The sequence below is a fragment of the Streptomyces colwelliae genome, from assembly GCF_048158785.1.
In the GTDB taxonomy this organism is placed as follows: Bacteria; Actinomycetota; Actinomycetes; order Streptomycetales; family Streptomycetaceae; genus Streptomyces.
Genome location: NZ_JBLTJC010000354.1, coordinates 1 through 10,457 on the forward strand (window position 1 = coordinate 1; position 10,457 = coordinate 10,457).

The following is a 10,457-nucleotide window of genomic DNA, read 5'->3' on the forward strand; positions in this document are numbered from 1 at the left end:
GCATGCCCGTCGTGGTCTCCCTCTTCGTGAGCCCGACCGACGAGACGCCGACCTACGTCCGTGTCGTGGCGCTCATCGCGGTGCAGTGGTTCCTGGGCTGGATGAGCCTGGCCCGCATCCTGCGCGGAGGCCCTCTACGACGCGGCCGACGACGACTCGGCGACCTGCGCGTAGACCGGGCCGCCCAGCGGCAGTGAGGTCGAGGAGACGACGAAGAAGTTCTTCGCGGCCTGGGAGAGCGGGGAATCCGTGACCGCCGCGTCGTACACGAACAACGACGCCGCCGCCGACACCGTGCTGGAGTCCTACGGCGGGGCCGGTCACATCACGAAGGTGAAGATCACGCCCGGTACGACGACCGGGGCCACCGTGCCGTTCACGGTGCGGGCGACGGTGTCGTACGAGGGCATCAGCAAGCCGCTCACCTACAAGAGCCGGCTGACCGTCGTACGGGGGAAGACGACCGGACGGGCCCTCGTCGACTGGCAACCGTCCGTCATCCACCCGGAGTTGAAGACCGGCGACACCTTGGTCACCGGGGAGTCCGCGAGTCCGGCGATCGAGGCCGTGGACCGTGACGGAGCCGTGCTGACCAAGGAGAAGTACCCGTCGCTGGGGCCGATCCTGGACGAGTTGCGCGACAAGTACGGCGCCAAGGCGGGCGGTACGCCCGGTATCGAGCTGTCGGTCAAGCACGCCGTCGCGGACTCGGCCGACACCACGCTGGTGACCCTGGAGAAGGGCAAGGCCGGCAAGGTGCGCACGACGCTCAGAGCGAGCGCGCAGGCCGCCGCCGAGAAGGCCGTGACGAAGTACTCGGAGTCGTCGATCGTGGCCCTCCAGCCGAGCACCGGGCAGGTGCTGGCGATCGCCAACAACCGCAACGACGGCTTCAACGCCGCGTTCCTGGGGCAGTTGGCGCCCGGCTCGACGATGAAGATCATCAGCGCCGCCACGCTCATCGACAACGGAATCACGACGATGAACGGCCCGGCGCCCTGCACGCCCGACGCGGTCTGGCAGAGCCAGACCTTCCACAACCTGACGGGCCTGAAGCCGGACGAGGGCGCGACGCTCGCCGACAGCTTCGCCCGCTCCTGCAACACGGCGTTCGTGAAGTTCGCCGACTCGGTCAAGGTCGACTCGCTGACCAGGGAGGCCGAGGACCGCTTCGGGCTCGGCCAGGACAACTGGAAGACCGGCATCCCGTCCTTCGACGGCTCGGTCCCCGCGTCCGGCGGCCCGGACACCGCGGCCAACCTGATCGGCCAGGGCCAGGTGCAGATGAGCCCGCTGAACATGGCGTCGGTGACGGCGACCGCGAAGACGGGCACGTTCCGCCAGCCGGTGCTCGTCGCGCAGAGCCTCGACGACCGCCAACTGGCCACCGCCAAGGGCCTGTCGGCGAGTACGTCGGCGCAACTGCGGGCGATGATGTACCGCACCGCGACCAGCGGCACCGCGGCGGGCATCATGTCCGGGCTCGGGCCGAACATCGGCGCGAAGACGGGGTCCGCCGAGGTCGACGGGCAGTCGAAGTCCAACAGCTGGTTCACCGGCTACCGGGGCGATGTCGCGGCGGCCGCGATGACCCAGGACGGCGGCCACGGCATCGACGCCGCGGGCCCGATCGTCCGGGCGGTACTGGCGGCGGGTGGCTGAAGTCACGCCGTGAGACGGGAACTCACTCCCACAGCACGGGACTCTAGGGTGTGCGTGGTCGTTGGGGTGTGTGAGGGCTGAGGGCCGATATCGACCGGGGCCCCAAGGGATTCGCGGAGGATCGGGAACTGTGGGCACGAGGGGCAAGAAGAAGGCCGCCGCCGAGCGACGGAAGGCGAGACCCGCCGTCGTCGGCGGAGTGATCGCCGTGGCCGTCGTCGGCGCGGGCGTCGGCGCCTACGCGCTGTACGACGGCGGGGCGTCGGCCGAGGCGCGCACCCAGGCCACCGCGGACCACAAGGCCATCAAGAAGGGCCCGTTGTCGGCGGCGGAGGTGCAGACGACCGCGAAGCGGTTCCTGGCCGACTGGCAGCAGGGCAAGGTCGCCCAGGCCGCCGCCACGACCGACAAGTCGACGGCCGCCGCCGCCCTGCTCACCGGCTACACGAAGACCGCCCACATGACGGGCATCACCGTCACCGAGGGCGCCCGCACCGGCACCAAGGTCCCCTTCTCCGTGAAGTGCACGGTGTCGTACAAGGGCATCAACAAGCCCATGACGTACGCCACTTCACTCACCGTCGTGCGCAGCGCGAAGGACGGCAAGCCGTACGTCCAGTGGCACGCCTCCGTCGTCCACCCCGACCTCGCGGACGGCGACACCCTGGTGACGGGCGAGTCCGGCACCCCGCCGGTCAAGGCGTACGACCGTGACGGCGGCGAGCTGACGACGGCCAAGTACCCGTCCCTGGGACCGGTGTTGGACGGGCTGCGGGAGAAGTTCGGCAAGAAGGCCGGTGGCAAGGCCGGCATCGAACTCCAGGTCATCCGAGGCAAGAAGTCCAAGCAGTCCGACAAGACGCTCGTCGAGCTGAGCAAGGGCACGCCGGGCAAGGTGAAGACGACGCTCAGCCCGACCCTCCAGGCGGCGGCCGAGACCCAGGTCAGCAAGCAGAAGAACTCCTCCGTCGTGATGATGCGCGCGTCGACCGGCGAGATCCTGGCCGTCGCGAACGCCTCGCACGGCTTCAACGTGGCCTTCCAGGGCTCCCTCGCCCCCGGTTCCACGATGAAGATCGTGACGTCGACGATGCTCTTCGAGAAGAACCTCATCACCCCGGACGCGTCCCACCCCTGCCCCAAGACCTACAAGCTGGCGGGCTGGACCTTCCACAACGACGACGACTCGGAGATCAAGAAGGGCACGTTCAAGATGGCCTTCGGGGCCTCCTGCAACAACGCCTTCATCAACTTCGCGCCCAAGCTGTCCGACAGCGACCTGACGACGGAGGCCCAGCAGGTCTACGGCCTCGGCATGAACAACTGGGCCATCGGCGTCCCCACCTTCGACGGCTCGGTCCCGGTGCAGAGCGGCGCGCAGATGGGCGCCTCGCTGATCGGCCAGGGCGGGGTCCGCATGAACCCGCTGAACATGGCGTCGGTCGCCTCCACGGTCGACACGGGCACCTTCCACCAGCCGTACCTGGTCTCCCCGACGGTCGACAAGCGCACGATCGCGAAGGCCTCGCGCACGATGTCGTCGACGACGCAGTCGGAGCTGAAGGAGGTCATGAAGTACACGGCGGACTACGGCACGGCGGTGAAGGCGATGGCCGGTCTCGGCCCCGACTACGGCGCGAAGACCGGCTCGGCTGAGGTCGACGGCCAGAAGAAGCCCAACGGCTGGTTCACCGCGTACAAGGGCGACCTCGTCGCCGCGGGCGTCGTCCAGGCGGGCGGCCACGGCGGCGACACGGCGGGCCCGATCGTGGGGGCCCTGCTGAAGCTGGGCAACAGCCTCGGGGGCTGAACCTCCGTGCCCCTACGGGGAGTTCAGGTCCCGACGGGCGTGGTGGCCGCCATATAGGTCCGCCGCAGGAACCGCATGATCGTCTTCGTCTCGAACTGGACGACGGAGACGCCCTGTTCGGAGTGGAACTCGACCACGGCCTGCACCCGCCCGCACGGCCACACCCGCACCTCGCCGCTGCCGGCCGGGGCGCGCAGCCCTTCTTCCAGCAACTCGCGGTCGAAGGTCCATTCATGCGGTCCGGGCAGGTCGATGCGGACGGCTCGGGGATCGGATTCGGGGTCGTACCGCAGGACTACGGGGACCGCGTCACGGTCCAGCCGGTCCACGTCCTCGTCGGTGACGATATGGGCTCGCGCGTACTGTTCGACTACGGACATCGGGCGGCCCCTTACGCTGAGTGACCTGTGTGAAAGCTATGCATCCGCTTCCACTACCCAAATGTCGCACATTTTCCCGGGGGCGCCCCTCGGGGCGACAGATCTCACATCCGCGGGCGACCCGATCCACGATTCCCTGGCTCTTGCAAAGCACTCGCAATAACCATCTAAAATCATCCCGTGCATGTGCCTGACGGATTCATCGACGCCCCCATCTCCGCAGCGACCGGCCTGGCCGCCGCCGGCGCCATCGCCGTGAGCCTGCGCGGCGCGCGCCGCGAACTCGACGAACGGACGGCGCCGCTGGCGGGCCTGGTCGCCGCGTTCATCTTCGCCGTGCAGATGCTCAACTTCCCGGTGGCGGCCGGAACCAGCGGCCACCTCCTGGGCGGTGCGCTGGCCGCGATCCTGGTCGGCCCCTACACCGGCGTGCTCTGCGTCTCGGTCGTCCTCCTCATGCAGGGCATCCTGTTCGCGGACGGCGGCCTGACCGCGCTGGGCGTGAACATCACCGACATGGCGATCACGACGACGGTCGTGGCCTACGCCGTCTTCCGCGGCCTGGTCAGGATCCTCCCGCGCACCCGCCGCTCGATCACCGCCGCGTCCTTCACCGCGGCCCTGCTCTCCGTCCCCGCCGCCGCCCTGGTCTTCACCCTCCTCTACGCCCTCGGCGGCACCACCGACGTCTCGATCGGCAAGGTCGCCACCGCGATGATCGGCGTGCACGTCCTCATCGGCATCGGCGAGGCCGCGATCACCGCACTGACCGTCGGCGCGGTGATCGCCGTACGCCCGGATCTCGTCCACGGCGCACGCGGCCTGGAGCAGCGCCTCAAGCTGCGCGTGAACGGCGAACTCGTGGACGCCCAGGCCCCGTTGGCGCCAGCCGCCCCCCGGACCTCCCGCCGCGGACTGTGGCTCACCGGCCTGGTGGCGTCCCTCCTCCTCGCCGGTTTCGTGAGCTTCTACGCCTCCTCGGACCCCGACGGCCTAGAGAAGGTGGCCGCCGACCACGGCATCGACCAGAAGGCGAAGGAGCACGCCTCGGCGGACTCCCCGCTCGCCGACTACGGCGTACGCGATGTCGACGACACGCGTCTCTCCGGGGGCCTCGCGGGCGTGATCGGCGTGGGCGTGACGGTCGTCGCGGGCAGCGGGGTCTTCTGGGCGGTCCGCAAGCGTCGTAGTACCTCGCAGGTGGCCTGAGATGGGCGCGGGCCACGCCCACCGCCTCTACCGGCACGGCCACTCCCCCGTGCACGCGCTGCCCCCGCACACCAAACTGGCCGCCGTCTTCGCCTTCGTGGTGGTCGTGGTGTCGACCCCGCGCGAGGCGATGTGGGCGTTCGGCCTCTACGCCGCGCTGCTCGCGTGCGTCGCGTACACGGCCCGCGTACCCGCAGGCTTCCTGCTCCGCCGCCTGCTGATCGAGGTCCCCTTCGTGGCGTTCGCGGTCCTCATGCCCTTCGTGGCCGAGGGTGAGCAAGTGACCGTCCTGGGCGTGCAGTTGAGCGTGAACGGCCTCTGGGGCGCGTGGAACGTCCTGGCGAAGGGCACCTTGGGCGTAGCCGCCTCGGTCCTCCTCGCCGCGACCACCGAACTCCGCGAACTCCTCCTGGGATTGCAGCGGTTGAGGCTCCCGCCCCTCCTCGTCCAGATCGCTTCCTTCATGATCCGCTACGGCGATGTCATCACGGACGAGATGCGGCGGATGCGGATCGCCCGCGAGTCACGGGGTTTCGAGGCCCGGGGCATCCGCCACTGGGGAGTGCTCGCGAAGTCGGCGGGCGCGTTGTTCATCCGCTCCTACGAGCGCGGGGAGCGGGTCCATCTGGCCATGGTGAGCCGGGGTTACACGGGTTCCATGCCGGTGATCGACGAGGTGACCGCGTCCAGGGCGCAGTGGTCGTACGCCCTCGCACTGCCCTGTGCCGCCCTTGTCGTATGCCTGTTGGGATGGACGCTGTGATGGACGACGCCGTGACCCCTTCGCTCGAAGTCGCCGGACTGGCCTTCGCCTACCCCGACGGCCAACAGGCCCTGTTCGGCGTCGACTTCACCGTCGCGCGCGGCGAGCGGGTCGCCCTGCTCGGCCCGAACGGCGCCGGCAAGACCACCCTCGTGCTCCACCTCAACGGCATCCTCACGGCCGGCGCCGGGACGGTGACGGTGGCCGGACTCCCGGTCGGCAAGCGGCACATGGCGGAGATCAGGCGCCGGGTCGGGATCGTCTTCCAGGACCCCGACGACCAGTTGTTCATGCCGACGGTCCGCGAGGACGTGGCGTTCGGCCCGGCGGCGGCCGGCATGAAGGGCGCCGAACTGGAGCAACGGGTGCGTACAGCACTGGAGTTGGTCGGCATGGCGGACTTCGCGGACCGTCCCCCGCACCACCTGTCGTTCGGCCAGCGGCGCCGTGTGGCGGTCGCCACGGTGTTGGCGATGGAGCCCGAGATCCTCGTCCTGGACGAGCCCTCCTCCAACCTCGACCCCGCCTCCCGCCGCGAACTGGCCGACATCCTGCGGTCGTTGGACGTCACGGTCCTCATGGTCACGCACGACCTGCCGTACGCGCTGGAACTGTGCCCGCGCGCGCTGATCCTCAGCGAGGGCGTGATCGCGGCGGACGGGAAGACCGGCGAACTCCTCTCCGACGACGCGTTGATGCGGGCCCATCGCCTGGAGCTGCCCTTCGGGTTCGACCCGCGGTCCGTGACAATGGGCGCGTGACGAACGAGGATCCCGAGGACCACACCGCTGCCGGGTCGCTGCTCCTCGACGAGCAGTTGTGCTTCGCGCTGTACGCGGCCCAGCGGGCGCTGACGGCCGCGTACCGCCCCCTCCTGGAGGAGCTGGAGCTGACCTACCCGCAGTACCTCGTCCTCCTCGTCCTGTGGGAACGCGGCGAGACCCCGATCAAGGACCTCGCGACGGCCCTGCGGCTCGACTACGGCACGGTGTCGCCGCTGCTGAAGCGCCTGGAGCTGGCCGGCCTGGTCCGCCGGGAGCGCGCGGCACACGACGAGCGCTCGGTCCTGGTCGCGTGCACGGACCGCGGCAGTGCCCTCAGGGAGCGCGCGACCCGCGTGCCCGGCGCGCTGCTCGCGGCGACGGAGCTGGAGATGCCGGAGGTCGCACGCCTGCGGGCGGAACTGTGGCGGCTGGCGGGACGCGCGGAGGCGGCGGCGGAACGGGCCCGCTGACCTGCTGACCTCGGGTTACCGACGGTTCCTACCCCCTGGTAGGCACGGGTCTACTACCGGTCAGTATCTTGTGCACGATGTAGTTGCGCGCTCTCGTGAGTACGCGTTTCCGCCCCGGGGGAGGTCCCGCCATGACCGACGACACCGCTGCCACCGCCGCCACCGCCGTCGACACCCGCCCGACGAAGATCATGTACGTCGCCGAGGCCACCGCCCACGGCGGCCGGGACGGCTTCGTCAGCAGCCAGGACGGCCAGCTCGCCCTCCAGGTCGCGATGCCCCCGGCGCTGGGCGGCGACGGCAACGGCACCAACCCCGAGCAGCTCTTCGCGGCCGGCTACAGCTCCTGCTTCCACAACGCGCTGGTCCTGGTCGGCCGTAGGGCGGGCTTCGACCTGACCGGTTCCACGGTCGCCGCGAAGGTCGGCATCGGCCCCAACAAGCAGCGCGGCTACGGCCTCGCGGTCGCCCTGAGCGTGTCCCTCCCGATCCTCGACCCGGACATCGCGGTGAAGCTGGTGGACGCGGCGCACGAGGTGTGCCCGTACTCGAACGCGACCCGGGGGAACATCGACGTGACGATCCTGCTTGGGTGAAGTAAGGAGAGCCGGACGGCGAGCGGGACGGCGGAACGAGGAGCACGGACGTGGACGTGAACGGTGTGGTGGCCGAGGGCTTCGAGCCGGTCAGGGACGCGTTCGTACGGAACTTCGAGACGCGCGGGGACCGGGGCGCGGCCGTGACGGTGTACCGGCACGGGCACCGGGTCGTGGACCTGTGGGCGGGCACGAAGGACGTCGACGGCACCGCCCCCTGGGAGCACGGCACGGCCCAGATCGTCCGCTCGGCGACGAAGGGCGTGGCTGCCGCCGTACTGCTCCTGCTGGCGCAGCGCGGGGAGCTGGACCTGGACGCTCCGGTGGGCGAGTACTGGCCGGAGTACAAGGCGGCCGGCAAGGAACGCACCCTCGTGTGGCACCTGCTCGCGCACCGCGCGGGCGTGCCGGTACTGGACCGCCCGTTGACCCCGGAGCAGGCCGCCGACCCGGTGCTCAGCGCGACGGCGGTGGCGGCGCAGGCACCGGCGTGGACACCGGGCACGGACCACGGGTACCACGCGCAGACGTACAGCTGGCTGACCGGTGAACTGGTACGCCGGGTGACGGGCCGGTCGATCGGCGAGTGGATCGCGGACGAGATCGCGGGCCCGGTCGGGGCGGACCTGTGGGTGGGTCTGCCCGCGGACCAGGAGAGCCGGGTGGGCCGGGTGGCGCAGGTCGAGGCCGCCCCGGCGGACCCGAGCGCGCTCCGCACCCGCCCCAAGCGGTCGGTCTCCGAGGCGTACGCGAACCCCGACTCGCTCACCCGGCGCGCGTTCGGGGCGATCACGCCGATGCCGGACGAGAACGACCCGGCGTACCGGGCCGCCGAACTCCCCGCGTCGAACGGCATCGCGACGGCGGACGGGCTGGCCCGCTTCTACGCGTCACTGATCGGCGAACTGGACGGCGGGGTACGGCTGTTCACCCCCGAGACGGCCGAGCTGGCCCGCACGGAACGCTCCTCGGGCCCCGACCGCGTCCTCGTGATCAACACCCGTTTCGGCCTGGGCTACATGCTGCACGGCGGCGCGTCCCCGCTCCTCTCGGACGGCTCCTTCGGCCACCCGGGCCGAGGCGGCGCACTGGGCTTCGCCGACCCGGAATCAGGCATCGCGTTCGGGTATGTGACGAATTCGTTCCGCAAGAGCGTGACGGCTGATCCACGGGCGCAGGCGCTGGTCAGAGCGGTGCGCACCGCCCTGTCGTAGCGCACTGGTACGGCTGCGGCCGTCGGTGACACGGCTGTCGTTCACGGCACTGGGGCAACAATGGGGTATGCGCTGCTGCTTCTCGGCTCCCCTCGCGGCCCTCGCCGCGCTGCCCACTCCGTACGACGTCCTGCGCTCCGGAACGCTGCTCGCCCCGGCCCTGCTGCGTGCCGCCCACGCCGGTCTCCCGCGCGGCAGGTACCGCCAACCAGCCGCCGTCCACCTGGAGTTGGTGACACTCACCGAGGACAGCGCCATCATCACCTGGCACACCCGGATACCCGGCACGGAGGACGGCTTCGGCCACCCGCTCCCCGCGGTCACCGAGGGCGAGGTCGTCTACGGCACCCACCCGGCCCGGCTCAACCGCACCGCGGCCGAGGACCGGCCCACCGCGCACCACCAGGTGGAGCTGACCGGCCTGGAGCCCGGGCAGACGTACTACTACCGGGCACGTTCCCGGGGCGTGACCGCCGTACCGACGCCGTTGCAGCACGTGCGCGGCAACGCCGTCGGCACCTCGCGGCACGGCCTCGCCTCCCTGACCGGCACGTACTCCTTCACCACGCCCCAGCCCCCGCCCGGCAGGCACCTGTTGTCCATCGCCCTCTGCAACGACCTGCACCTCGGCGAGACCACCGCGGGCCGCATGGCGGGCTTCCCCCTGCTGCGCGGGGTGTCGCAGACGGCGGGCCTCGCCGCCTATCCGGAGATCATGACCCGGGCCCTGGTCGAGGAGGCCAAGCGGCGCGGGGCGGACGTCCTGCTCGCCGCCGGGGACATCTCGGCGGGCGGGTCGCCGCGGGACCTGGCCGAAGCCAGACGCATCCTGGACGGCTTCGGCACGCTCGGCCGGGACTACCTCGTCGTACGCGGCAACCACGACCGTGCGGGGAGCTCCGCGGACACGTTCCGCGAGGGGTTCGGGGAGGGCTTCGGCGGTGGGCCCGGGTACTTCGCGCATGATCTCGGCGGGCTGCGGATCATCGGGCTCGACACGTATGCCAAGGCCGGCAACGGGGGTGACGCGGGTGGGCTCGGTGAGGAGCAGCTGTCCTGGTTCCGGGGCCGGCTCAGGGCCGAACCGGACCGGCCGACCGTCGTCTTCGGTCACCATCCGCTAACGGTACGGGACTCTGTGTTTCCGGTGACTCGGGGGCAGCAGCTGGATCGGCGGCAGGCGCGCGCGATCGTTGACGCGTATGCCTCGGCGCCGGGGGTTTTCCTGCACCACGCGGGCCATACCCACCGGAACAAGCGGACGCTGCTGGTGCGGGCGCCGCATGTCGTGCAGCAGGAGGTCACCGCCGCGAAGGACTATCCCGGGGGTTTTCTGCTGCTGCGGGTTCACTCTGGGGGTTACGCCCTCAACCACTACAAGGCCGGTGGGATCGAGGCGCGGGCCGAAGGTGTCCGCGAAGGAGTTCGCCGAACTCGCCGACTGCCACGGCCTTCGTTCGGATCAGGGTCCGGTTGGGCTGGAAGTACGGCCACAGCGGGAAGACCCGGACGCATGTCGCCCTCGCCGATCAGGATCAGCCCGATCCCCGGCGTCGCGTTCGATGGCGTACTCGTATATGTCTACGAGC

Annotated in this window: 9 protein-coding genes and 2 pseudogenes; 10 read left to right on the forward strand and 1 reads right to left on the reverse strand. The window is 70.5% G+C overall.

What is annotated here, in order from left to right; translation table 11 throughout:
- The 3 genes and pseudogenes from ACNFOC_RS43270 to ACNFOC_RS43280 all read left to right on the forward strand — a co-directional run.
- Positions 1-197 (forward strand): annotated as a pseudogene (locus ACNFOC_RS43270) (ABC transporter permease); the annotation flags it as partial.
- Positions 175-1,662: pseudogene (locus tag ACNFOC_RS43275) on the forward strand (penicillin-binding transpeptidase domain-containing protein); the annotation flags it as partial. The pseudogenes ACNFOC_RS43270 and ACNFOC_RS43275, both read left to right, overlap by 23 nt.
- Positions 1,663-1,792: 130 nt before the next feature.
- Positions 1,793-3,472, forward strand: a complete 1,680-nt coding sequence (locus ACNFOC_RS43280) for a penicillin-binding transpeptidase domain-containing protein (protein ID WP_416964492.1) — start codon at positions 1,793-1,795, stop codon at positions 3,470-3,472.
- Between the two features lie 23 nt (positions 3,473-3,495).
- On the opposite strand, the gene ACNFOC_RS43285 is transcribed toward ACNFOC_RS43280, so the two are convergent.
- Positions 3,496-3,852, reverse strand: coding sequence for an SsgA family sporulation/cell division regulator (locus tag ACNFOC_RS43285; protein ID WP_416964493.1), 357 nt, complete (start codon positions 3,850-3,852; stop codon positions 3,496-3,498).
- 180 nt (positions 3,853-4,032) lie between these two features.
- Here ACNFOC_RS43285 and ACNFOC_RS43290 point away from each other — a divergent pair, with 180 nt between their 5' ends.
- From ACNFOC_RS43290 to ACNFOC_RS43320, 7 genes are all read left to right on the forward strand, one after another.
- Positions 4,033-5,061 carry an energy-coupling factor ABC transporter permease gene (locus tag ACNFOC_RS43290; protein WP_416964494.1) on the forward strand — a complete coding sequence of 343 codons (1,029 nt, stop codon included), beginning with the start codon at positions 4,033-4,035 and terminating at the stop codon, positions 5,059-5,061.
- A gap of 1 nt (position 5,062) precedes the next feature.
- Positions 5,063-5,824 carry a cobalt ECF transporter T component CbiQ gene (gene cbiQ, locus ACNFOC_RS43295; RefSeq protein WP_416964495.1) on the forward strand — a complete coding sequence of 254 codons (762 nt, stop codon included), beginning with the start codon at positions 5,063-5,065 and terminating at the stop codon, positions 5,822-5,824.
- Positions 5,824-6,585 carry an energy-coupling factor ABC transporter ATP-binding protein gene (locus ACNFOC_RS43300; protein ID WP_416964500.1) on the forward strand — a complete coding sequence of 254 codons (762 nt, stop codon included), beginning with the start codon at positions 5,824-5,826 and terminating at the stop codon, positions 6,583-6,585. The genes cbiQ and ACNFOC_RS43300 overlap by 1 nt, the downstream gene beginning before the upstream one ends.
- Positions 6,582-7,058, forward strand: a complete 477-nt coding sequence (locus tag ACNFOC_RS43305; protein WP_416964496.1) for a MarR family winged helix-turn-helix transcriptional regulator — start codon at positions 6,582-6,584, stop codon at positions 7,056-7,058. Before ACNFOC_RS43300 ends, ACNFOC_RS43305 begins: the two co-directional genes overlap by 4 nt.
- A 131-nt stretch (positions 7,059-7,189) precedes the next feature.
- Positions 7,190-7,654: an organic hydroperoxide resistance protein gene (locus tag ACNFOC_RS43310; protein WP_416964497.1), complete on the forward strand. Its 465-nt coding sequence runs from the start codon at positions 7,190-7,192 to the stop codon at positions 7,652-7,654.
- Positions 7,655-7,704: 50 nt separating this feature from the next.
- Complete coding sequence (locus tag ACNFOC_RS43315) at positions 7,705-8,868, forward strand: serine hydrolase domain-containing protein (protein WP_416964498.1); 1,164 nt, start codon at positions 7,705-7,707, stop codon at positions 8,866-8,868.
- 67 nt (positions 8,869-8,935) lie between these two features.
- Positions 8,936-10,457: purple acid phosphatase family protein (locus tag ACNFOC_RS43320; protein ID WP_416964499.1), on the forward strand; the 1,522-nt coding region annotated here is incomplete at its 3' end.

What these genes read in the sequence shown, in the direction of transcription:
- ACNFOC_RS43300 (WP_416964500.1), top strand. Translation starts at nt 5,824, where the DNA reads ATGGACGACGCCGTGACCCCTTCGCTCGAAGTCGCCGGACTGGCCTTC.
- cbiQ (WP_416964495.1), top strand. Translation starts at nt 5,063, where the DNA reads ATGGGCGCGGGCCACGCCCACCGCCTCTACCGGCACGGCCACTCCCCC.
- ACNFOC_RS43285 (WP_416964493.1), bottom strand. Translation starts at nt 3,852, where the DNA reads ATGTCCGTAGTCGAACAGTACGCGCGAGCCCATATCGTCACCGACGAG.
- ACNFOC_RS43310 (WP_416964497.1), top strand. Translation starts at nt 7,190, where the DNA reads ATGACCGACGACACCGCTGCCACCGCCGCCACCGCCGTCGACACCCGC.